Source organism: Micromonospora coriariae (assembly GCF_900091455.1).
Lineage (GTDB): Bacteria > Actinomycetota > Actinomycetes > Mycobacteriales > Micromonosporaceae > Micromonospora > Micromonospora coriariae.
The window spans coordinates 1,896,976-1,919,831 of record NZ_LT607412.1; the positions used below are offsets into that span (position 1 = coordinate 1,896,976).

At 72.4% G+C, this 22,856-nt stretch carries 20 protein-coding genes; 11 read left to right on the forward strand and 9 right to left on the reverse strand.

The window, feature by feature from the left end; all coding sequences use genetic code 11:
- The first annotated feature begins 36 nt into the window (after positions 1 to 36).
- The gene (locus GA0070607_RS08790; RefSeq protein WP_089017755.1) at positions 37 to 675 is read left to right on the forward strand and encodes a DUF998 domain-containing protein; all 639 of its coding nucleotides are present in this window, start codon (positions 37 to 39) and stop codon (positions 673 to 675) included.
- On the opposite strand, the gene GA0070607_RS08795 is transcribed toward GA0070607_RS08790, so the two are convergent.
- Entirely contained in the window at positions 648 to 2,051 is a 1,404-nt protein-coding gene (locus tag GA0070607_RS08795) for an NAD(P)H-quinone dehydrogenase (protein WP_089017756.1), read from the reverse strand. The genes GA0070607_RS08790 and GA0070607_RS08795 overlap by 28 nt on opposite strands.
- A 106-nt stretch (positions 2,052 to 2,157) precedes the next feature.
- Here GA0070607_RS08795 and GA0070607_RS08800 point away from each other — a divergent pair, with 106 nt between their 5' ends.
- On the forward strand, positions 2,158 to 2,613 hold the full coding sequence (locus tag GA0070607_RS08800) for a gamma-glutamylcyclotransferase (protein WP_089017757.1): 456 nt from the start codon (positions 2,158 to 2,160) through the stop codon (positions 2,611 to 2,613).
- Between the two features lie 237 nt (positions 2,614 to 2,850).
- On the opposite strand, the gene GA0070607_RS08805 is transcribed toward GA0070607_RS08800, so the two are convergent.
- The 4 genes from GA0070607_RS08805 to GA0070607_RS08820 all read right to left on the reverse strand — a co-directional run bounded on the left by GA0070607_RS08805 (position 2,851) and on the right by GA0070607_RS08820 (position 6,308).
- Positions 2,851 to 3,810, reverse strand: a complete 960-nt coding sequence (locus GA0070607_RS08805) for a GNAT family N-acetyltransferase (RefSeq protein ID WP_089017758.1) — start codon at positions 3,808 to 3,810, stop codon at positions 2,851 to 2,853.
- Positions 3,811 to 3,854: 44 nt separating this feature from the next.
- Positions 3,855 to 4,595: an SCO6745 family protein gene (locus GA0070607_RS08810; protein ID WP_089017759.1), complete on the reverse strand. Its 741-nt coding sequence runs from the start codon at positions 4,593 to 4,595 to the stop codon at positions 3,855 to 3,857.
- Positions 4,596 to 4,699: 104 nt separating this feature from the next.
- Entirely contained in the window at positions 4,700 to 5,674 is a 975-nt protein-coding gene (locus GA0070607_RS08815) for a coiled-coil domain-containing protein (protein WP_089017760.1), read from the reverse strand.
- A gap of 4 nt (positions 5,675 to 5,678) precedes the next feature.
- Positions 5,679 to 6,308, reverse strand: a complete 630-nt coding sequence (locus GA0070607_RS08820) for an MBL fold metallo-hydrolase (protein WP_089017761.1) — start codon at positions 6,306 to 6,308, stop codon at positions 5,679 to 5,681.
- A 93-nt stretch (positions 6,309 to 6,401) separates the two neighbouring features.
- On the opposite strand from GA0070607_RS08820, the gene GA0070607_RS08825 reads away from it, so the two are divergent.
- Positions 6,402 to 7,364, forward strand: coding sequence for a DUF4349 domain-containing protein (locus tag GA0070607_RS08825; RefSeq protein ID WP_172899174.1), 963 nt, complete (start codon positions 6,402 to 6,404; stop codon positions 7,362 to 7,364).
- Here the strand turns inward: GA0070607_RS08825 and GA0070607_RS08830 are convergent.
- Both GA0070607_RS08830 and GA0070607_RS08835 read right to left on the reverse strand, forming a co-directional pair.
- A complete protein-coding gene (locus GA0070607_RS08830) occupies positions 7,321 to 8,580 on the reverse strand; it encodes an amidohydrolase (RefSeq protein WP_089017763.1) in 1,260 nt (419 codons plus the stop codon). The genes GA0070607_RS08825 and GA0070607_RS08830 overlap by 44 nt on opposite strands.
- 544 nt (positions 8,581 to 9,124) lie before the next feature.
- Positions 9,125 to 10,708, reverse strand: a complete 1,584-nt coding sequence (locus GA0070607_RS08835; protein ID WP_089017764.1) for an acyl-CoA mutase large subunit family protein — start codon at positions 10,706 to 10,708, stop codon at positions 9,125 to 9,127.
- A 206-nt stretch (positions 10,709 to 10,914) separates the two neighbouring features.
- Between GA0070607_RS08835 and GA0070607_RS08840 the strand changes: the two genes are divergently transcribed.
- Both GA0070607_RS08840 and GA0070607_RS08845 read left to right on the forward strand, forming a co-directional pair.
- Complete coding sequence (locus GA0070607_RS08840) at positions 10,915 to 12,972, forward strand: serine/threonine-protein kinase (RefSeq protein ID WP_089017765.1); 2,058 nt, start codon at positions 10,915 to 10,917, stop codon at positions 12,970 to 12,972.
- Positions 12,973 to 13,019: 47 nt separating this feature from the next.
- A complete protein-coding gene (locus GA0070607_RS08845) occupies positions 13,020 to 14,687 on the forward strand; it encodes a phospho-sugar mutase (protein ID WP_089017766.1) in 1,668 nt (555 codons plus the stop codon).
- Positions 14,688 to 14,868: 181 nt separating this feature from the next.
- Here the strand turns inward: GA0070607_RS08845 and GA0070607_RS08850 are convergent, their stop codons facing one another.
- Both GA0070607_RS08850 and upp read right to left on the reverse strand, forming a co-directional pair.
- Complete coding sequence (locus GA0070607_RS08850) at positions 14,869 to 15,546, reverse strand: GOLPH3/VPS74 family protein (protein WP_089017767.1); 678 nt, start codon at positions 15,544 to 15,546, stop codon at positions 14,869 to 14,871.
- Positions 15,547 to 15,622: 76 nt separating this feature from the next.
- On the reverse strand, positions 15,623 to 16,255 hold the full coding sequence (gene upp / locus GA0070607_RS08855; protein ID WP_089017768.1) for a uracil phosphoribosyltransferase: 633 nt from the start codon (positions 16,253 to 16,255) through the stop codon (positions 15,623 to 15,625).
- Positions 16,256 to 16,391: 136 nt separating this feature from the next.
- Here upp and deoC point away from each other — a divergent pair, with 136 nt between their 5' ends.
- From deoC to GA0070607_RS08885, 6 genes are all read left to right on the forward strand, one after another.
- Positions 16,392 to 17,351 (forward strand): deoxyribose-phosphate aldolase, encoded by a 960-nt coding sequence (deoC, locus tag GA0070607_RS08860; RefSeq protein ID WP_089017769.1) that lies wholly within the window; start codon positions 16,392 to 16,394, stop codon positions 17,349 to 17,351.
- Positions 17,352 to 17,355: 4 nt separating this feature from the next.
- Positions 17,356 to 18,786, forward strand: a complete 1,431-nt coding sequence (locus GA0070607_RS08865) for an aldehyde dehydrogenase family protein (protein ID WP_089017770.1) — start codon at positions 17,356 to 17,358, stop codon at positions 18,784 to 18,786.
- Entirely contained in the window at positions 18,779 to 19,603 is an 825-nt protein-coding gene (locus GA0070607_RS08870) for an aldehyde dehydrogenase family protein (RefSeq protein WP_089017771.1), read from the forward strand. Before GA0070607_RS08865 ends, GA0070607_RS08870 begins: the two co-directional genes overlap by 8 nt.
- Positions 19,604 to 20,026: 423 nt before the next feature.
- On the forward strand, positions 20,027 to 20,494 hold the full coding sequence (locus GA0070607_RS08875) for a BlaI/MecI/CopY family transcriptional regulator (RefSeq protein WP_231930913.1): 468 nt from the start codon (positions 20,027 to 20,029) through the stop codon (positions 20,492 to 20,494).
- 10 nt (positions 20,495 to 20,504) lie between these two features.
- A complete protein-coding gene (locus GA0070607_RS08880) occupies positions 20,505 to 21,410 on the forward strand; it encodes a M56 family metallopeptidase (RefSeq protein ID WP_089017773.1) in 906 nt (301 codons plus the stop codon).
- Positions 21,411 to 21,600: 190 nt separating this feature from the next.
- A complete protein-coding gene (locus tag GA0070607_RS08885) occupies positions 21,601 to 22,851 on the forward strand; it encodes a cytochrome ubiquinol oxidase subunit I (RefSeq protein WP_089017774.1) in 1,251 nt (416 codons plus the stop codon).
- Positions 22,852 to 22,856 lie beyond the last annotated feature (5 nt).

The window sequence follows — 22,856 nt, forward strand, 5'->3', positions numbered from 1 at the left end:
GATCCGGCTCGGGCCTCCGGAGCGACAGGCTGAGGCATGCCTGGAACCCGGAACACCGGCCTGGTCGCCCTCGGCGGGATCGCCCTGGCGGCACTGCTGACCGTGATCGGCCACCTCGAAGTCAACGACGACCTCAACCCGTGGGCGCTCACCATCAGCGACTTCGCGGTCTCCGACCGGGGCGGCGTCATCGACATCGCGATGGTGGTGCTCGCGCTCGCCACCGTGGCGCTGCTGTACGGGCTGCGCCGCACCGGCCCACCCCAACCGACCCCCGGTCGGCCGGCCGAGCTGCTGCTCGGCGCGTGGGTGGCCGGGCTGCTGCTGGCCGCCGTGGTGCCGACGAACGAGCCGGGCACCGCCATGACCACCGCCGCCTACCTGCACAGGTACGCCTCGGTCGTCGCCTTCCTGGCGCTGCCGGTCGCCGGCTGGCTGCTCGCCCGCCGCCCCGACCTGGCGCCCGCCGCCCGGATGCTGCGCACCCTCGTCCTGCTCAGCCTCGCTCTGGCCGCGGCGATGATCTGGTCCGCCTACCCCGGCGACCGCGTGCTGATCGGCCTGGTCGAACGCCTGCTCATCCTCACCGAGGTCGCCGTGCTCGGCACCGTCGCGGTAACCCTGACCCGGACGTCCGTCGCCCGCCGTCACTCCAACTCGTGGAGCATGAGCTGACGGGCGGCCTCAGTGATCGAGCCCGACAGGCTCGGGTAGATGGTGATCGTCTGCGCCAACTCGTTGACGGTGAGGTTGTTCTCCACCGCCATGGTGATCGGCAAGATCAGCTCGCTGGCCTTCGGCGCGACCACCACCCCGCCGACGACCTGGCCACTGGCCGGCCGGCAGAACAGCTTCACGAAGCCGTCGGACAGGTCGTCCATCTTGGCTCGGGCGTTGCCCGACAGCGGCAGCATCACCTGCCGGGCCGGCACCTTGCCGGCGTCCACCTCGTCCTGGGAGACGCCCACGGTGGCCAGCTCCGGGTCGGTGAAGACGTTCGCCGCGACGGTCCGCAGCCGCAGCGGGCGGACCGCCTCGCCGAGGGCGTGCCACATGGCGATCCGGCCCTGCATGGCGGCGACGCTGGCCAGCAACAACACCCCAGTGCAGTCGCCGGCGGCGTAGATGCCGGGCACGTTGGTCCGGGACACCCGGTCGACCGTGACGTAGCCGCCCCGACCCAGCTGCACCCCGTACTCGGTCAGGCCCAGGTTGGCCGTGTTCGGAATCGAACCGACCGTGATCAGCGCGTGCGAACCGGAGACCTTGCGGCCGTCGGAGAGCTCCACCTCGACGCCGTCGGCCGTACGCCGGACCGCGTCGGCCCGAGAGTTGTTGAGGATGCTCATGCCCCGGTTGCGGAACACCCGCTCGATGGCCGACGCCGCGTCGGCGTCCTCGTGCGGCATGACCCGGTCGCGGCTGGAGACCAGGGTGACCTGGACCCCCATCGCCAGGTACGCGCTGGCGAACTCGGCGCCGGTCACGCCGGAGCCGACCACGATCAGATGCTCGGGCAGCTCGGGCAGGTCGTACACCTGGCGCCAGGTCAGGATGCGCTCGCCGTCCGGTACGGCGGTGGGCAGCTGGCGGGGCGTCGAGCCGGTGGCCACCAGCACGGAGGAGGCGTCGATCCAGTATTCCTCCGCGCCGTCGGCGGGGGTGACGACGACCCGGTGGGTGTGCCCGAGAGCGTCCTCGCCCAGCCGGGCGGTGCCGGCCACGAAGGTGACCCCCGCCTTGAGCAGCTTGGCGTGGATGTCGGCGGACTGCGCTAGCGCCAGCCGCTTGACCCGGTCGTGCACCGCCCGCGCGTCGACGGTGACCGCCTCCAGGCCGTCCGAGTGCACGCCGAACTCCTCGGTGTCCCGGTAGCCGGTGACCACCCCCGAGCTGGCGATGAAGGTCTTCGAGGGAACGCAGTCGGAGAGCACGCAGGCCCCGCCCGCACCGTCGGCCTCCACCACTGTGACATCGGCGTCGAGCTGGGCGGCGACAAGCGCCGCCTCGTACCCGGCCGGTCCCCCGCCGATGATCACGATCCGGCTCACAGCGTCTGCCCTTCCTCGATGCTCACAGTGACTTTCTTCTCCCGAACGCACCCGACACGCACAGTCGTATTCTCCCCCACCCGCCAGCCGGGCTATCGTCATCGCCGTGGGTCATCACGCCGCCTACGGCTCAAACCTGGATCCCGCCCGGATGCGCGCCTACTGCCCGCACTCGCCGATGGTGGGCACCGGCTGGTTGGAGGGGTGGCGGCTGACCTTCGCCGGCGCGGACGTGATCGGCTGGGAGGGTGCGGTCAGCACCCTGGTCGAGTCCCCCGGTGAGCGGGTCTTCGTGGCGATCTACGACATCCACCCGTACGACGCCGCCCAGCTCGACGAGCTCGAGGGGGTGACCGCCGGCACGTACCGCAAACTGCACGTGCGGGTCTCCACCCTCGACGGCGACGTGACCGCGTGGATCTACGTCTTCGACGGGTACGAGGGCGGCCTGCCGACCTCGTGGTATCTCTCCGAGATCGCGAACGCCGCCGAGAAGGCGGGCGCGCCGGACGACTACGTCACCGAGCTGCGGTCCCGCCCCACCGGCACCGCGTCGGCCTAGGCCGTGTTTCGGAAGTGTCGGTCGAGCCGAGCCGGAGTCCAGGCGTTGTCCGGCAAGGCGGAGCGGTGTCCGGATACCGGTGTTGTATCCGGACACCGCGACAACGCCGCCGGACGACGCCTGGGCCCGGCGCAGGCCGGCCAGCACTTCTGAAACACGCCCTAGAGGCTGTCGCACGCTCCCAGTCTGCTACCGACGCCGGCCGGACCGTCCGCCGGGCCCGACCAGCGTCGTCAATCACACACCGGCGGCCGGTACGAGCAGTTGGTACATGTCCGTCCACCGGGTCTCCCGCAGGCCCACTGCCCGGTAGAGCGACAGCGGGGCGGTCGGGTTCGTGAGGTCCAGCCCCAGGCCGGCCGCCTGTCGGCCCTTCTCGGCGTAGCGGGCGAAGGCGCGGCGCAGCAGCGCCGCGCCCACCCCCCGCCGGCGGTACGCGGGCAGCACCGCCAGGCTCCGCACGAAGCCCTCCTGCTGGTCGAGCGCCTGATCCGAGGACTGCAACGCGCCCGCCACCACCCCGTCGACCTCGGCGACGAACCACTCGTCCCAGGCGGTCAGGTCACCGATCCGGGCCCGCCACCGCTCGTACGACAGCGGCTCGTGGTCCGGCATGTCGCGGAAGGCGGTGTCCTGGATCCGGTGGAACTCCCGGAGTTCGGCCTCGTCGTCCGCGCGGACCGGCCGCACCGTCACCCCGGGCGGCGGGGACGGTTCGGCCGGCAGATCGGCCAGCGGGCGGCGCATCCGGACGTACCGCTTGGCCAGGGTGAACCCGACCGCCCGCAGGTCGCGTTCCCAGTCGCGTTCCGGCGCGAAGACCGCGCAGCGGACGGTGAGCGCGGGCAGCCCCCGCTCGGCCGCCCGCTCGGCGACCCGGTCCAGTTGCCGGGCCAATAGCGGCGCCCGGACCGCGGCAGCCCGCTCCGGATCGACGTAGACCTCGACGAACTCCCTGCCCACCCCGGTCGGGTTGTCGACGGTCGCCCAGCCCACCACTGTGTCTTCCGGGTCCACCGCCAGCCAGGAGTCACGAGCCGGGTCGAAGAAGGGGCCGGTCAGCGACTCGGCGACGTCCTCGGCGTCGAAGTCGGGATAACCGAGGGCGAAGGTGTCGGCGGCGTGCACCACCGCGAGGATCGCCGGCACGTCGTCGAGGGTGGGCCGGCGCGTGGTCCAGCCAGCTGGAAGGGTCACGGCAGCTGATCCTGGCAGCCAAGCGCCGCCGACGCCGCCCATTTTTACGCGGCGGCGAGGTCGGCCCGGGTCTGGTGCAGCAGTTCCACCAGCTCGATGCCGTCAGCGGGGCCGAGTGCCGCAAACGCCGGTGCGGCCAGCCGGTCGGTGACGGCCTCCGCCCAGAGCCGCCGGCGCACCAGCGGCCCGACCGGCGGGTACGGCGGCGACCAGCCACAGGCCACCGCGCCGGCCTCCCCCTCCGGCCCGGCCAGCACCGCCTCAAGCGGCGTCATCCCGGCGGCGCGTACCGCCAGCAGGTAGGCGCCGGTGAAGTGTTCGCGCAGCAGCCGCAGCCCGGCGGCGCTCCGGGCGCCCGGGGAGAGATCCGGCAGTGGCATGGCCCGCCACGCGGCGAAGAGCGGCATGCCGCTGGCGTCCGCCGCCGCCACCGCCCGCTCGACCAGCCCGGCGAGGCGCTCGACGGTGGGCAGCGCGCCCAACCGCTGCACCCCCCACCGGCAGCACTCGGCGAGGCTCGCGGCGGCGACCTCGGCCGGCCGGAGGACCCGGGCGGCCGCGTCCCAGCCGTCGGCGACCGCGTCCGGGGCGATGAAGCCGAGGGCCGCGGCCGCCGTCTCGGCCCGTACGTCGCCGAGGGCACCCGCCCGCCCGCTGATGTAGAAGGCCCAGCCGGAGATGCCGAGCAGTCGTGCCCGGCGCAGCGTGGTCGGGCACCTGCTGAATCCGTCGCCCAGGTCGAGCGCGACGGGCTTGCTGGCGGCGGCGACCTGCTCCGGTGTCATCTGGGCGCCATCCTCGGCTGCCTCGACCCGCCGCCCACGGCGGCTTCCGGACCCGGGACCTCGGACCCGGGTCGGTCCGGCCACTCGTCGTCGTCCATCGATGCTCAGTCTGCCGGGCCACCGCCCGCGTCCGCATCCCCCTCTTCGGCCGCCAACGCCTCGACGGCCGCCTCCACCTCGCCGGCACGCCGCCGGGCCACGGTGACGGCCCGCTCGGCCGCCCGCCGGGCCAGCTTGGCCCGGCTGAGATCCTGCTCCGCCACCGCTCGCCGCCGCTCCAACTCGGCCAGTTCGGTCTCGATCCCGTCGAGCACGGCGGCGCCGTCCCGTTCCTGCCCGGTCGCCTCGGTCAACTCGGCCTCGGCCCGCTCCTGGTCGGTCCGGGCCCGGACCAGTTCCCGGTCCAGTGCCCGGCGCTGCCGCGCCCGCTCGGCCCGGGCCGCCCGCTGTGCCGCCCGCTCGGCGCGCTCCGCGGCCCGGTCGGTACGGGGCGCCTCCTCAGGTGCCGTCCGCTGGGCGCCGGGTCGGCGGGCCGGGCGTTTCTCGGCCCGCTCCTCGTCATCGCCGGTGACCAGCCGCAACTGCGGGCGGGGTACCTCGCCGAAGCCCGCGTAGCTGGCCGACCGCAGCAGACGCCCGGACCGGACCTGCTCGGCGACCTCGGCGTCGGAGAGCGCCGCGTTCAGGGTCGCCTCCACCTCGGCCAACGGCAGCTTGCCGGCCGACGGCGCGTCCGGCTCCGCCGCTGCGAGCTTGCGAACCTCGGCGACCAGCGCGCCGACCACCGCCCGGCGTTGCGCGGACAGCTCCCGGAGCCGGGGCCCACGCAGCTCCCGCTGGGCGGCCCGCAGCGCATCGGCGAGCTGAACCAGGTCGGCCACCAGATCGGGACGGTGGATGGCGAGCAGGTTCACCAGCCAGGCGGCCACCGTGGGTCGGCGCAGCCGGGCCAACTGCCGGGCGGTGGCCGGGTCGCCTGAGCGGCGGGCCTCGGCCACGGCGGCGTCCCGGGCGGCCACGAACCGCTCCGGTGGGGTGCGGTAGAGCTGCTGCACCAGCTCCGGGGAGGGGCCGGACATGGCCTCAGACGTCCACCCGGCTACCGGGCTCCAGACGCTGGTACGCGGTGCCGGACAGCGCCGAGTACTGCCGGTTCAGCACGCCCAGCCCGGTGTCGTTGAGCAAGGCGTCGTGCAGCGCGTACGCGCGGCGCGGGGCGACGGCCCGGATGAAGTCAACCACCTCGGAGAACTTCGACCAGGGAGCGTGGATCGGTGCGAAGAGCGTGTCGACCGGCGTCTCGTCCGGCACCACCAGGGCGTCGCCGGGGTGGTAGACGACGTCGTTGATCAGGTAACCGAGGTTGTCCACCACCGGGATGTCCGGATGGATCACCGCGTGTCTCCCGCCGTAGGCGCGGACGGCCACCCCGGCGGCGGTGAAGGACTCACCGACGGTGACCGGACGCAACGCCTCCGCCGCGTCGCCCAGGGTGCCGGCCAGCGAGGCGGGCCCGTGGATCGGGAACGGTCGCCTGTCGAGTTGCAGGCGCACCGCCGCCACGTCGAGGTGGTCGGGGTGTTCGTGGGTGATCAGCACCGCGTCCGCACCGTCCAACGCCGCGGGGTCGCTGAACACCCCGGGGTCGACGACGAGCACTCCCCCGTCGTGTTCCACGCGGATGCAGGAGTGGGCGTACTTGGTGAGCCGCATCGTGACTCCTCGATTATCGAATCGTGACGTCCTCAGCGCAGTCTGCCGGAACCAGCCGACGAGCGCGCCGCGTCCGAGGTATCGCCACACCGGCTGACGACGATGGGAGCGGGGATGGACGAACGGACGGGACGGCGCCGCGGCGCACTGCTGGCGGCAACGGCACTGGCTGCGGTGCTCGGGTTGACCGGGTGCGGCGCCGGCGACAGCGGATCACGGGACGCGGCGGACACGGCGGCCGAGGCACCGGCGGCGAACGGCGGCGCGGCGGACAAGGACAGCGCCGCCGGAGCACCGGGGGCCGCCGGAGCCGGCGCTCCGGACCTGCGGGTAGACCAGCGGGCGATCATCTACACCGGAACGATGCGGGTCCAGGTGGACGATGTGGACCGCGCCGCCCGCGAGGTCGCCGCCGCGGTCACCCGCGCGGGTGGCTTCATCGGCGGTGACCAGCGGCGCAGCGCCGAGGCCGACGCGGTCGCGGAGTTGCAGCTGCGGGTGCCGGCACCGAAGTTCGCCGGCGTGGTGGATGAGGTCGCGCAGCTCGGCAAGCAGCAGAGCCGGGAGATCAGCACCCAGGACGTCACCGAGGAGACCGTCGACCTGGACGCCCGGATCATCAGTCAGCGGGCCCGGGTGGACAGCGCCCGCCGGCTCCTCGCCCGAGCCACCTCGATCACCGACCTGGTCTCGCTGGAGAACGAGCTGGGTCGCCGCGAGGCCGACCTGGCGTCGCTGGAGGCCAAGAAGCGGCGGCTGGCCGACCTGACCGCCCTCTCCACGATCACCGTGTCGCTGGCCGGGCCGGCGGCCAAGACCCCCGAGGAGAAGACCGAGATCGGCTTCCTGGTCGGGCTGGAGGGCGGCTGGAAGGCGTTCGTCGCCTCGCTGACCGTCCTGCTCACCGTGCTCGGCGCGCTGCTGCCCTGGCTGGTGGCGCTCGGCGTACCGCTGGCGTTGCTGCTGGTGCTGCTGCGCCGGCGGAGGAAGACCCCGGCCCTGGTCGCTCCGGTCAGCGCACCGCCGCCAGTGCCCTCAGCGCGGTCTGCACCATGACGCGTACGCCGGCCGGGATGGCGCCCTCGTCCACGTCGAAGGACGCGCGGTGCAGGTCGACGTTGGGGCCGGAACGGCCCACGCCGAGCCGGGCGAGGGCGCCGGGGACGTACTCCAGGTACCAGGAGAAGTCCTCGCCGCCCATGCTCTGCGGCGTCTCGGCGATCCCGTCCGGGCCGAGCGCGGCGGCGGTGGCGGCGGTCAGCACCTGGATGGCCCGCGCGTCGTTGCACACCGGCGGCCGCCCGCGCAGGTATTCCAGGTCGACCGTGGCGCCGGTCGGCGCGATCACGTCCCGGACGACCTGAGCCACGATCTTGGGAGCCTGTTCCCAGGTGTCGCGGTCCATCACCCGCAGGGTGCCGGAGGCGGACGCCTCGGAGGGGATGACGTTGTAGCGGGTGCCGGCCGAGGCGTGGCCGAAGACCAGCAGCAGCCCGCTGTTGGCCGGCACCCGGCGGCTGACCAGGGCCGGCACCTCGGTGATCAGCCGGCCGAGCGCGTCCACCAGGTCGACGGTCAGGTGCGGGCGGGCGGTGTGCCCGCCCGGGCCGCTGAGCCGGACGGTGACGTTGTCGGCCGCCGCGGTGATCGGACCGACCCGCAGGCCGACCCGACCCACCGGCAGGTTCGGGTCGCAGTGCAGCGCGAAGATCTGCACCACGTCGTCCAGGCCGCCGGCCTCGATGACCTCCAGCGAGCCGCAGGGCAGGATCTCCTCGGCCGGCTGGAAGATGAGCCGGACCCGGCCGTCCAGCTCGCCGAGGTCGGCGAGCTGGGCCAGCAGCATGCCGACACCGAGCAGGATCGAGGTGTGCACGTCGTGCCCGCAGGCGTGGCAGACGCCCTGCACCGTGGACCGGTAGGGCACGTCCTTGGGGTCGTCCAGCGGCAGGGCGTCGATGTCGGCGCGCAGCGCGACGACCGGGCCGTCCGGGCGGCCGTTGACGTCGCAGATCACGCCGTTGCCCTTGGGTAGCAGTCGCGGCTTCAACCCGGCCAGGGAGAGCTCCCGGGCGATCAGCGCGGCCGTCTCGAACTCGGTGCCGGAGAGCTCGGGGTGCGAGTGGATGTGACGGCGGGTGGCGATCAGCCCGGGTACCCGGAGCGCGAGGAGGTGGTCCAGGTCGCGGGGCAGGGGCTGGGACCCGGGCGGCAGCTCCGGCCAGGACGACGCCAGCTGGCTGCCGGTGGGCAGCGTCAACGCACTCGTCACGTCGAATTCTCGATCACTAGAGATGGATGGATCATCGGGAACAGCAGACAGCCTAGACCTCCGGCGGTGACGCTGCGCAACCTCGTTACGGTGATGATCAGACCGCACAGCGTCACGTATGCCCTGCTGAGGGCGCTCGGAGATGCGTGGGACAGCAGGTAGATCGCGGTCGAAGGCCGTCATCTGCCCCTCACCTCCTACAACGCGTAACCGATCTCGGCGGTCACGAATCCGGCGCCACTCGTGGCCCCGTGTTGCGAATTGTCGCATTAGTCGGGGTGATGAACTGACACTCCGACAATAAGCCGACCACGCTCCGCAACGGTCCGGAAAAGACGCTCACACGCGCCGGTCCGCCATGACCGCACACGGTGTGCGTCAGCGATCACCCGGTCGGGGTACCCCCAAACCTGATGGACACACCCCGGACGCCGTCGGGGGCAACGCCGCCCTCGGCCCGGCCGGTGGAGGATCCGCCTTCGACTGTAGCTCTGCCAGGGTCGAATAAACCCGCCCTGACCTGCGAGAACAGTCGGTCGGCCGATCAGAACCGATCGGTGGGCCGGTACAGCCCCCACACCTCGCGCAGCGTCCCGCAGACCTCACCCACCGTGGCGCGGGCCCGCAGCGCCTCCTTCATCGGGTACAGCACGTTCTCCGTGCCGTCGGCGGCGGCCCGCAGCTCGGCCAGGGCCCGCGCCACCACGTCGGAGTCCCGTTCGGCGCGCAGCCGGGCCAGCCGGTCAGCCTGGGCCGCCTCGATCGTCGGGTCGACGCGCAGCGGCTCGTACGGCTCCTCCTCGTCGACCGCGAACCGGTTGAGACCCACCACCACCCGGTCGCCCGAGTCGATCTCCTGGGCGATCCGGTACGCGGACTGCTCGATCTCGCGCTTCTGGAACCCGGCCTCGATCGCGTCCACCGCCGAGCCGTGGTCGGCCACCCGCTCCATCAGCTCGACGGCCGCGGCCTCGATCTCGGCGGTCATCGCCTCCACCACGTACGAGCCGGCGAACGGGTCGACTGTGGCGGTCAGGTCGGTCTCGTACGCCAGCACCTGCTGGGTACGCAGCGCGAGCCGGGCGGCCTTCTCGGTGGGCAGCGCGATCGCCTCGTCGAAGCTGTTGGTGTGCAGCGACTGGGTGCCGCCGAGCACCGCACCGAGCCCCTGCACCGCGACCCGGACCAGGTTCACCTCCGGCTGCTGGGCGGTGAGCTGCACGCCGGCGGTCTGGGTGTGGAAGCGCAGCATCATCGACTTCGGATCCTTGGCGCCGAATTCGTCACGCATCAGCCGGGCCCAGATCTTGCGGGCCGCCCGGAACTTCGCCACCTCCTCGAGCAGCGTCGTGCGGGCCACGAAGAAGAACGACAGCCGGGGCGCGAAATCGTCCACCGCGAGCCCGGCGGCCAGCGCTGCGCGGACGTACTCCACACCGTTGGCCAGGGTGAACGCGATCTCCTGCGCGGGCGTCGCGCCGGCCTCGGCCATGTGGTAGCCGGAGATGGAGATGGTGTTCCACTTCGGCACCTCCTTGCGGCAGTACGCGAACGTGTCGGCCACCAGGCGCAGCGAGGGCTTCGGCGGGAAGATGTACGTCCCCCGGGCGATGTACTCCTTGAGGATGTCGTTCTGAATGGTGCCGTTGAGCGCCGAGCCGGGCACCCCGTTCTCCTCGGCGACGAGCTGGTAGAGCAGCAGCAGCACTGACCCGGGCGCGTTGATGGTCATCGAGGTGGACACCTTGTCCAGCGGGATGTCGGCGAAGAGCAGCCGTATGTCCTCGATGGAGTCGATGGCCACGCCCACCTTGCCGACCTCGCCGTGCGCGATCGGCTCGTCCGAGTCGTAGCCCATCTGGGTCGGCAGGTCGAACGCGACGGAGAGGCCCATCGTGCCGGCCCGCAACAGCTGGTGGTACCGAGCGTTGGACTCGGTGGCGGTGCCGAAGCCGGCGTACTGGCGCATGGTCCACGGACGGGAGGTGTACATCGTGGGGTAGACCCCCCGGGTGTACGGGAACTCGCCCGGGCCGCCCAGCCGGGAGTCGAGGTCCTCCGGAAGGTCGGCCGCCGTGTAGACGCCCTTGATCGGGAAACCGGACTCGCTTGACCGCCGTTCGCTCATCCCCGGATGGTAGGACGCCCGGGCGTGTCGTCGGGTGAGGGATACCGCACAGTGCGTCCCGACCTGTCGACAGGAGGTGAACGACAGGGCACGTTCCGTGGACTTCGATAAACGTCCGACGCGTCGGCTTTCGCATCGGGCGTCGGAACCAGCAAGATAGGGGGGTTGTGTCCCAGCCCCCCTCGATTTCCCCCGGTGGCTTTTCTGTGACTCAGATCCCGACGTGGAGCGGCGGACAGGTAAGTCCCGCCAACGGACGAGCAGCGCCCGGCACCACAATTGGTGGCCGGTACTCGCTGCGGTCCTCGGTGGGCAACGGCGGCATGGGTACGGTGTGGCGCGCCACAGACACACTGCTGCGCCGCGACGTGGCGGTGAAGGAGGTCGTCCTGCCCCCGGGGCTGGCCCCCAGCGACCGCGACGCCATGTACGAGCGCACGCTGCGCGAGGCCCGCGCCGCCGCCGCCATCCAGCACCCCGCGGTGGTGCAGGTGTACGACGTGGTCACCGAGGCCGGCCGGCCCTGGATCGTGATGGAGCTGCTGGACGCCCGCAGCCTCGCCGACATGGTGATCGAGGACGGGCCGGTCGCGCCCCGCGCGGTCGCCAAGATCGGCATCGCGCTGCTCGGCGCGCTCGAGGTCGCGCACGCGATCGGCGTGCTGCACCGCGACGTCAAACCGGCAAACGTGCTGATCTGCACCGACGGGCGCTGCGTGCTGACCGACTTCGGGGTCGCCCGGATGCCCACCGACGTGCAGCTCACCACCCCCGGCATGGTGCTCGGCTCGCCGCACTTCATCTCGCCCGAGCGGGCCATGGGCCAGGAGTTCGGCCCGCCGAGCGACCTGTTCTCGCTGGGCGTGACGCTCTACACAGCGGTCGAGGGGCGGCCCCCGTTCGACAAGGGTGACCCGATCGAGACCATGCACGCCGTGGTCGAGGACCCTCCCGCCCCACCGCAGCGCAGTGGCCCCCTGACCCGCGTGCTGATGGGCCTGCTCGAGAAGGACCCGGCCCGGCGGCTGGACGTGCACACGTCCCGGGCCATGCTGCGCGAGCTGCTCGCCGGCCCGCTGGGCAGCACCGCCACGGCTGTGCACTCGGTGACCGACCCGTACGCGGTGGTGCCGGTGCAGCAGCGCCCGGCACCCGTCGCCCCGCCGGCCCGGCCCGAGCCGAAGCCGGACAGCCAGATCGGCGGCCGGGCCATGCTGGCCCCGAACGAGTCCCTGAACGACCGCCTGGCGTCGCTGCGCCGGGGCGAACGCCCGCAGCCCGCCGACGCGGGCGGCACCACGGGGCTCGACGACACCAGCACCGACGCGCTGGCCGGCCCCCTGCACACGCCCACCGGCGCGATGCCCGTCTCCGGCCGACCCGCCACCGGGCGTACCTACGGCGGCCCGGCCGACGCCACCCAGCGGGTGGACGCCGGCGGATACCCGGACACCACCCAGCGGGTCAGCTACGGCAGCCGGCCCGACGCCACCCAGCAGGTCGGCTACGGCGGCGCGCCGGAGGCCACCCAACGCATCGGCGGCACGTACGGTGGCGGCAACCAGTGGTCGGTGCCGGGAACCGGCCAGCCCTGGGCCACGCCCGCGACGGCCGGCGGCGGGGCACTGGACAAGGTCCGCGCCACCGGAGGCCAACTGGTCACCACGGTCAAGGGTTGGCCGCGCAAGGTGCAGCTCGCCGCGGCCGGCGGACTGGCCTTGGTGCTGCTGCTCACCGTGGTCGCGCTGTCCAACGGCGACGACGAGCCCGCCCCGCGCGTCCCGCAGGCGCAGCCCACCGAGTCCGCCGCGGCCGGTCCAGCTCTGGAGACGCAGGAGCACACGGCCCGCGGCATCCAGATCATGGTGCCGAAGGGCTGGACCAAGGCCACCGGCGGCGTCTACTTCGACTACGTCGACCCGGAGGACAATAGCCGGAAGGTGCGCGTCCTCACCGAGGATTTCAGCACCACCTCGATGCGCTGGGCCGAGGTCGCCGAGGGCGGTCTCAAGAAGGCGAAGTCGTGCCCCAAGCCGTACAACCGGGTCGCGATGGCCGAGAAGGACCTGGCCGGCAAGCCGGCCGCCGAGTTCGAGTACACCTGCGGCGAGGGCGAAACGCAGCGGCACGGCATCTGGCGCGGCGTGGTCACCGAGGGCAAGGTCTACTCGTTCTACCTCACCTCGAACGACGCCAAGTTCGCGGAAAGCAAGCCGATCTTCGACGAGATGGTGCGGACGTTCCAGCTCACCGGGGACGGCTGAGCCGGAGGGAACCGCCAGCGGTGATCGCCGCCGTGCTATCAAGAGGCATGGCGGCGGACACCACTGACATCGACGACATTCGCGAACAAGCCCGGCGCTGGCTCGCCGACGACCCCGACCCGGTCAGCCGGGACGAGCTGACGGCGGTGCTGGACCGGCTGCCGACGAGCGCCTCGGACCTGGCCGACCGGTTCGCCGGGCCGCTGACCTTCGGCACCGCCGGCCTGCGCGGCCCGTTGCGCGCCGGCCCGAACGGAATGAACCTCGCCGTGGTCACGCAGGCCGCCGCCGGCCTGGTCGGCTGGCTCGCCGCCCAGGGCGGCACCGGCCCCCTGGTGATCGGGTACGACGCCCGGCACGGCTCCCGCCAGTTCGCCGAGCGGACCGCCCAGGTGGCCACCGGGGCCGGCCGGCCGGCGCTGCTGCTGCCCCGCCCGCTGCCCACCCCGGTGCTGGCGTACGCGGTGCGCCAGCTCGGCGCCGTGGCCGGAGTGATGGTCACGGCCAGCCACAACCCGCCGCAGGACAACGGCTACAAGGTCTACCTCGGTGCGGAGCTGGGCGGGGAGCTGGGCGCCGGAGCGCAGATCGTGCCACCGGCCGACGCCGGCATCGAGGCCGCCATCCGGGCGGTCGGCCCGCTGACCGAGGTGCCGCTGGGCCGGCCCGGCGACGTGCTCGGCGACGACCTCGTCGCCTCGTACGTCGAGCGGGCCACCGCGGTGATCGCGCCGGACGGGTCGCGGGACCTGACGGTGGCGTACACCCCGCTGCACGGGGTGGGTGCCGCGGTGCTCACCGCCGCCTTCGCCCGGGCCGGGTTCCCGGTGCCCGGGGTGGTACCCGAGCAGGCCGAGCCGGACCCGGAGTTCCCGACCGTGTCGTTCCCCAACCCGGAGGAGCCGGGGGCGGTGGACCTGCTGATCGCGCTGGCCAACTCCACCGGCGCGGACCTCGCCATCGCCAACGACCCGGACGCGGACCGCTGCGCGGTGGTGGTCCGTGACGGCGACACGGGCTGGCGGATGCTGCGCGGCGACGAGGTGGGCGCGCTGCTCGCCGACCACCTGATGCGTCGCGGGGTGACCGGGCTGTACGCCACCACCATCGTCTCGTCGTCGCTGCTGCGGGCGATGTGCGCGGCCCGGGGCCTGGCCTACGACGAGACGCTGACCGGTTTCAAGTGGATCGTCCGGGCGGGCGGCGGGAGCGCGCCGCTGGTCTACGGCTACGAGGAGGCGCTCGGCTACTGCGTCGCCCCGGACCACGTCCGGGACAAGGACGGCATCACCGCCGCGCTGACCGTGGCCGAGCTGGCCGCCGGCCTCAAGGCGCAGGGCCGCACGCTGACGGACCGGCTGGACGAGTTGGCCGCCGAGTTCGGCGTGCACCACACCGACCAGCTCTCCGTCCGGGTGGACGACCTGCGGGAGATCGCCGAGGCGATGGCCCGGATCCGGGCGGCCACCCCGACCACGCTGCTCGGAGACCCGGTCGACAGCACCCAGGACCTGCTCCCCGAGGCGGACGTGGTGATCCTGCGCACCGGGGCGGCCCGGGTGGTGATCCGCCCCTCCGGGACCGAGCCGAAGCTCAAGGCGTACCTGGAGGTGGTGGAACCGGTCGTGGACGGTGACGTCCAGACGGCCCGTAGCCGGGCGGCGTCGGCCGTCACCGCGCTGCGCGCCGAGGTCAGCGCTGCTCTGGGCATCTGAACCCCACAGACCACCCCACCCGACAACACGTCCGCCCTTTGCTCTGCACCCGCGGAAGCGCCATGCACCTGCCGGTCGGTGGTGCCTGGACGGGTGCAGAGCAAAGGGCGCGCCGAACGGCCGGTGGTGCCTGGACGGGTGCAGAGCAAAGGGCACGCCGAACGGCCGGTGGGCTCGACGGTCAGCGGCGCGGCCCGAGGGCCTGGTCGACGGCGCGGCCCAGGGCCGCGACGACCAGGCCCACCGACGGGCGTACCACGGAGTCGTCGATGCTCACCTCGCCGGAGAACCCGGCGCCGGTGGCAATCTCCTCCAGCCGGCGGCGAGCGTCGGCGGCGGCCTCGCCGCTGACCCCGAGGGCGGATTCCATCCGCAGCACCACAACGAGGGTGGCCAGCGCGGCGGTCCGCTCGTCCGGCGCCGCCGCGCCGGTCAGCGCCTCCGCCAGCCGCTGCCGGGTGTCCGCCTCCACGGAGGCGTCCACCACCGGGTAGCGGTGCACGTGGATGAAGCCCAGTTCGGTCTCGTCGATGTCCCGGACCACACCCTGCTCGCACAGGTCACCGAGGATCCGGTCCCGCAGTCCGTGCCGCAGGCGCTGCACCCACGAGGCCGGCGTGTGCGGGGTGTCGCCGGCGATTCGGCCCAGCACCTCGTCGGCGACCCGCTCGCCGGTGGGCGTCGGGTCGACCACGGTCAGGGAACCGTCGGCGTACGCGATCCGGCCGGCCAGGGCCAGCTCGACCAGCACCGCGGCGGCCATGCCCAGGTCCAGGCTGATCCGCGGCATCGTCGCCTTGCCGGTCGTGTCGTCGTAGGCGAGGAGCAGCAGCTCCTCGGCGAGCGCAACACCAGTCATGGCCGGAGACGGTAGCGGGTCCGCGCACCACCGCGTGCGGACCCGCCGGACCCGGCACCGACCGGGGGTGAACGACTCAGAACCGGGGCATGCCGCCGAACTGCCGGTCGCCGGCGTCGCCGAGGCCGGGGACGATGAACATCCGGTCGTTGAGCCCCTCGTCGATCGAGGCGGTGACCAGGCGCAACGGCAGGCCGGAGCGTTCCAGCCGCTCGATGCCGACCGGCGCGGCGAGCACACAGAGCACTGTGATGTCGGTGCAGCCCCGGTCGGCCAGCAGCCGGCAGGAGTGCTCCAGCGAACCACCGGTGGCCAGCATCGGGTCGAGCACCAGCACCGGCTTGCCGGCCAGTTCCCGGGGCAGCGACTCCATGTACGCGCGCGGCTCGTACGTCTCCTCGTCCCGGGCCAGGCCGACGAAGCCCATCGAGGACTCGGGCAGCAGGCCGAGCGCGGCGTCCGCCATGCCCAGGCCGGCCCGCAGCACCGGCACCAGCAGCGGCGGGTTGGCCAGCCGGGTGCCGACGGTGCCGGTGACCGGCGTCTGCACCGGGTACCGCTCGACGGGGAAGGAGCGTGCCGCCTCGTACACCAGCATGGTGGTCAGTTCGTGCAGCGCCGCCCGGAACGTCGAGGAATCGGTGCGCGCGTCCCGCATGGCGGTCAGCCGTGACTGCGCCAGCGGGTGGTCAATGACGTGTACATCCACGATCGCTCAACCTACCGGTCCGTCGCCTGGGACGGTGCGGGTGCGGTCGGACCAGCGATGCCGCTCACGCCGGACCCGCCTCGACGAGACCGCGTGAGCAAGATCACGCAACGGTCCGGTGCGTAGACTTCGGGGCATGACGGCGACAACGACGTCGGCCCGGTCGGAGCTCTCCGAGCTGGGACGATCCGAGACCGCTCTGCGGACCTTCCTGCACGGCCTGCCCGGCGTGGACCAGGTCGGCGCGGAGCAGCGGGCGGCGCAGCTCGGCACCCGCTCCATCAAGACCACCGCCAAGGCACAGGCGATCGACCTGGCGATCCGGATGGTGGACCTGACCACCCTCGAAGGGGCGGACACCCCGGGCAAGGTGCGCGCGCTGGCCGCGAAGGCGGTTCGCCCGGACCCGGCCGACCCGTCCTGCCCGCACGTCGGCGCCGTCTGCGTCTACCCCGCGATGGTCCCGTACGTGGCGGAGGTGCTGCGCGGCAGCGGCGTGCACCTGGCCAGCGTGGCGACCGCCTTCCCGTCGGGCCAGGCACCGCTGGAGATCAAGCTCGCCGACACCCGGGCCGCCGTCGCGGCCGGCGCCGACGAGATCGACATGGTGATCAACCGGAGTGCCTTCCTGTCCGGCCGCTACAAGGAGGTCTACGACGAGATCGTGGCCACCAAGGAAGCCGCCGGGGACGCCCACCTCAAGGTGATTCTGGAGACCGGCGAGCTGGCCACCTACGACAACGTGCGCCGGGCCTCCTGGCTGGCGATGTTGGCCGGCGGCGACTTCATCAAGACCTCCACCGGCAAGGTCCCGATCGCCGCGACGCTGCCGGTGAGCCTGGTGATGCTGGAGGCGGTCCGCGACTTCCGGGCCGCCACCGGGCGGCAGGTCGGCGTGAAGCCGGCCGGCGGCATCAAGACCACCAAGGACGCGATCAAGTACCTGGTGATGGTCAACGAAACCGTCGGCGCGGACTGGCTCGACCCGGACTGGTTCCGCTTCGGCGCGTCCAGCCTGCTCAACGACCTGCTGATGCAGCGCACCAAGCTGACGACCGGCACCTACTCCGGTCCCGACTACTTCACACTGGACTGAGCCGATGTTCGAGTACGCACCCGCCCCCGAGTCCCGCTCGGTGGTGGACCTCAAACCCACCTACGGGCTGTTCATCGACGGCACGTTCGTCGACCCGACCGACGGCGGCAGCTTCAAGTCGATCAACCCCGCCTCCGAGGAGGTGCTGGCCGAGGTCGCTGAGGCCGGCGCGCAGGACGTGGAGCGCGCGGTGCGCGCCGCCCGGAAGGCGTACGAGAAGGTCTGGGGTCCGATGCCGGGCCGGGACCGGGCCAAGTACCTGTTCCGGATCGCCCGACTCATCCAGGAGCGTTCCCGCGAGCTGGCCGTGCTGGAGTCGCTGGACAACGGCAAGCCGATCAAAGAGTCCCGGGACGTCGACCTGCCGCTGGTCGCCGCGCACTTCTTCTACTACGCCGGCTGGGCCGACAAGCTGGAGCATGCCGGTTTCGGGGCGAACCCCCGGCCGATCGGTGTCGCCGCGCAGGTCATCCCGTGGAACTTCCCGCTGCTCATGCTGGCCTGGAAGATCGCTCCGGCGCTGGCCGCCGGCAACACGGTGGTGCTGAAGCCGGCCGAGACCACCCCGCTGACCGCGCTGCTCTTCGCCGAGATCTGCCAGCAGGCCGAGCTGCCGGCCGGCGTGGTCAACATCATCACCGGAGCCGGCGACACCGGCCGGGCGCTGGTTGAGCACCCCGGCGTGGACAAGGTGGCCTTCACCGGCTCCACCGACGTCGGGCGGGCCATCGCCCGGTCGGTCGCCGGCACCCGCAAGAAGCTCACGCTGGAGCTGGGTGGCAAGGCCGCCAACATCGTCTTCGACGACGCACCGATCGACCAGGCGGTCGAGGGGATCGTCAACGGCATCTTCTTCAACCAGGGGCACGTCTGCTGCGCCGGCTCCCGGCTGCTGGTCCAGGAGAACGTGGCCGACCGGGTGCTGGAGTCGCTGAAGCGGCGGATGGCCCAGCTTCGGGTCGGCGACCCACTGGACAAGAACACCGACATCGGCGCGATCAACTCCGCCGCCCAGTTGGAGCGGATCCGCGAGCTGTCCGACGCCGGCTCCGCCGAGGGCGCCGAACGCTGGTCGCCGCCGTGCGAGCTGCCCGACCGCGGCTTCTGGTTCGCGCCGACCATCTTTACCGGCGTCACCCAGGCGCACCGGATCGCCCGCGAGGAGATCTTCGGCCCGGTGCTGTCGGTGCTCACCTTCCGCACCCCGGCCGAGGCCGTGGAGAAGGCCAACAACACGCCGTACGGGCTCTCGGCGGGGATCTGGACCGACAAGGGTTCCCGGATCCTCTGGATGGCCGACCGGCTGCGCGCCGGGGTCGTCTGGGCCAACACGTTCAACAAGTTCGACCCCACCTCGCCGTTCGGCGGCTACAAGGAGTCGGGCTACGGTCGCGAGGGCGGCCGGCACGGGCTGGAGGGGTACCTCAATGTCTGAGCGGGTCGCGGTACGCAAGACGTACAAGCTCTTCATCGGCGGGAAGTTCCCGCGCAGCGAGTCGGGACGGTCGTATCTCGTGCAGTCCTCGAATGTGTCACTGGCCTCCCGCAAGGACGCCCGGGACGCGGTGGTCGCCGCCCGCGCCGCCGTGAAGGGCTGGGCCGGAGCGACCGCGTACAACCGGGGTCAGATCCTCTACCGTGCCGCCGAGATGCTGGAGGGCCGCCGCGAGCAGTTCGTCGCCCTCGGCGTGCCCGGCGACGAGGTGGACGCGGCGGTGGACCGCTGGGTCTGGTACGCCGGCTGGGCCGACAAGCTCGCCCAGGTGTACGGCGGGGCCAACCCGGTCGCCGGGCCGTACTTCAACATCTCCGCGCCCGAGCCGACCGGCGTGGTCGCGGTGGTCGCACCGGAGCGCCCGGCGCTGCTCGGCCTGGTCAGCGTGATCGCCCCGGCGATCGTCACCGGCAACACGGTGGTGGTGGCGGCGTCGGCGACCGAGCCGCTGGCGGCGGTGACGCTGGCCGAGGTGCTGGCCACGTCCGACCTGCCCGGCGGGGTGGTGAACATCCTCACCGGCCGGATCACCGAGACCGCGCCGACGCTGGCCGCGCACATGGACGTCAACGCGATCGACCTCAGCGGGGTCACCGACGCCGAGTTGGCGGCCGACCTGGAGGTCAAGGCGGCGGAGAACCTGAAGCGGGTGCTCCGTCCGGCCTCGGCCGACCACGACTGGTCCGCCGATCCCGGGGTGGTGCGGATGACGACGCTGTTGGAGACGAAGACGGTGTGGCACCCCAAGGGGGTGTGATCGGTCGGTTCCGGCTGTGGGGTTTCGGGGGGAGCCCGCCCGGGTGTTTCATCTCGCTGGCCGGTGCCCCGGGTTGGGTCACCGGCCAGCGGCGTGATGGCGGAGCGGCCTGGATTCCACGCCACTCACCACTTCAAGTCCGCGCAACTTCAGCGAAGTTACTGCCTCTGGGGCGTCTGATGCAGCAACTTCCCCGTTGTTGTGCGGATCTTGGCCGGCTCGTCGGGCCTTTCGCGGTGATCATGAGATTGGCCGGGTGTTTGATCTCGGCGGGGCACGTCAACCTCATGATCACGCGCGGGAGCGGGGCCGGGGCGGGGAGCGGGAGCGGGGCCGGGGCGGGGAGTGGGGGCCGGGGCCGGTGGCGTGGTTCGGGGTGGGCTTGCGGGGTGGGGGGTCTACTACCGGGGGTAGGATTGCGGGGTGACTCGGTTGGGCGATCTTGAGCGTGCGGTTATGGACGTGCTGTGGGACGTGGTCCCGGGCACGTCGGACGGGGTGACCGTGCGCGAGGTGGCCGACGCGCTCGACGGCCGCGAGCTGGCGTACACCACGGTGATGACCGTGCTGGACCGGCTCGCCGGCAAGGGGATGGTGCAGCGGGAGCGGGAGGGCCGCGCCTGGCGGTACCGGCCGGCGGCCAGCCGTGAGGCGCACATCGCCCAGCTCATGCTCGACGCGCTCGACCTGGGCGGCAGCCGCGACGCGGCGCTGGTGCGCTTCGCCCGCTCGGTGACCGGCACCGAGGCCGAGGTGCTGCGCGCGGCCCTGGGGAGCGAGGCCGGGCTGGCCGGGCCGGGCTCGACCGAGGCCGGTGCCGGTGCCGAGTTGACCGATCGGGTGGACGGGCCGGCGGGCCGACGGCCGGCCGGCGAGGCAGCGGAGCGGTAGGGCGCGCGCCATGGCCTACGCCGTGCACTTCGCCGCCACCATGCTGGCCTGCTATCTGACCGCTCAGGTGCTGGCCCACTCCACCTGGACCTGGCGCAGCCCCCGGGTGGCGATCGTGTGCTGGCAGGCGGTCGGGTTGGCGCTGGGCCTCTCGGCGATGGGCCTGCCGATGGCGCTCGGGGTGGCCGCCTACGACCTGCCGACCGGGAGCGCGCTGCTCGCCCTGGCCACCGACCTCGCCCACGGCACGCTGCCGGTCGGGGTGACAGCCTTCCACCTGGCCGGCGTGGGAGTGGGCTTCGGCATCGGCGCGGTGCTGGTCACCACGACCGTGCGCAGCATCCACGGCACGTTGCGCGCCCAGCGTCGGCACCGGGACCTGCTCACCCTGGTCGCCCGGAACGACCCGGCCGCGCCCGGCGCGCTGGTGCTGGACCATCCGAGCGCGGCCGCGTACTGCCTGCCGGGGGTGAAGCCGCAGGTGGTGGTCAGCGCGGGCACGCTGAGTCTGCTGGACCGGGCCGAGCTCGCGGCGGTGCTCAGCCACGAGCGTGCGCACGCCAACGAGCGGCACGACCTGGTGCTGTTGCCGTTCACCGCGCTCTGCCGCGCGTTGCCGTGGTTCCGCTGGGTCCGGGACGCGCACGAGCGGGTCGCCCTGCTGGTCGAGATGCGTGCCGACGACAAGGCGCGCGAGCTGCACGCCGAGGCGCCGCTGGCGGGCGCGCTGCGCCGGTTCGCCGCCGCGGGTCACCGGATCACCCCGGCCGGCGCGCTGGGTATGGGCGACCGCGACCTGGACGTACGCGTGCAGCGGCTGCTGGTGAGCGACCGGCCGCCGCGGGTGCTCGGGGCCACCGCTCTCGCGGTCGCCACCATGCTGGTCGCGCTCCCGATCACCCTCTTTCTGAGCTGACCGCAGCGGCCGCACGGCCCGAGTCGCGGCCATAACTCCCCACGGGCACCCCTCCACGTTGAGGATCAGACCCCCCACAACTACTACGCCTTGTCGTAGAGTTACCTACGACAAGGCGTAGTAACTTACCTGTAGGCAAGCTACGTGTAGGGTGGCTACGACAAGGCAGCCAACCATACGGAGAGCGGTCATGGACACCCTGCTCCTCGCCCGCCTGCAGTTCGCCACCACCACGTCGATCCACTTCCTGTTCGTGGTCGTCACGCTCGGGCTGGTCACCCTGCTGGTCGGGATGCAGACCGCCTGGGTGCTCACCGGCAACCCGAAGTGGGAGCGGCTCACCCGGTACTGGGGCCAGCTCTACGTGATCAACTACGTGCTGGGCATCGCCACCGGCATCGTGATGGAGTTCCAGTTCGGGCTGAACTGGAGCGGCCTGTCGCGCTACGTCGGCAACGTCTTCGGCGCGCCGCTGGCCATCGAGACACTTGTGGCGTTCTTCCTGGAGTCCACCTTCCTCGGGATGTGGATCTTCGGCTGGCACCGGCTCCGCAAGGGCGTCCACCTCGCGCTGCTCTGGGGCGTGGCGCTCACCGCGTACGCCTCGGCGTTCTGGATCATGGTGGCGAACTCCTGGCTCCAGCACCCGGTCGGGTACGAGGTGCGCGACGGCATCGCCCACCTCACCGACTTCGGCGCGCTGCTCACCAATCCCACCCTCGGCATGGCGTTCGGGCACGTGGTCTCGGCCGCGCTGCTGGTCGGCGGGATGCTGATGGCGGCCGTCAGCGCCTGGCACCTGATCCGGCGCACCCCGGACTTCGTGCTCTTCCGCACGTCGCTGCGGATCGGCCTGGTCACCGCGGCGCTGGCGATCACCCTGGTGCAGGGCTTCGGGTTCGCGCAGTTCGGGCCGGTCGGCGAGGTGCAGCCGACCAAGTTCGGCCAGGGCCCGGAAGCCCAGGAACTGATCACCGAGTGGACGGCGCGGTTCGGCCCCGGCGACTACACCCCACCCGTGCTGGCCAACGTCGGGCTGGGCTTCATGATCCTGATCGGCTTCACGCTCGGCTGCGTCTGGCTGCTGCTCCCGCTGCTCTTCCGGGACTGGATCATCCGGCTGCGCTTCCCGCTCTGGCTGGTCCTGCTCGCCCTGCCGCTGCCGTTCGTGGCGGTGATCCTCGGCTGGATCGCCCGGGAGGTCGGCCGCCAGCCCTGGGTGGCGTACGGGCTGCTCCCCACCGATCAGGCGGTCTCCCCGGTCGGCGCACCGGTGATGCTCGCCTCACTGATCGGCTTCAGCCTGCTGCTGGGCACCCTCGCCGTCACCAACTGGGTGCTGCTCGCCCGGCACGCGGCCGGCGGCGCGGGCGACCCGCCGCTCGGCCGCCCGCCGGCAGCGGCAAACGAGCCGGCTCACCCCGAACCCGCCCTGGCCTGAGGAGA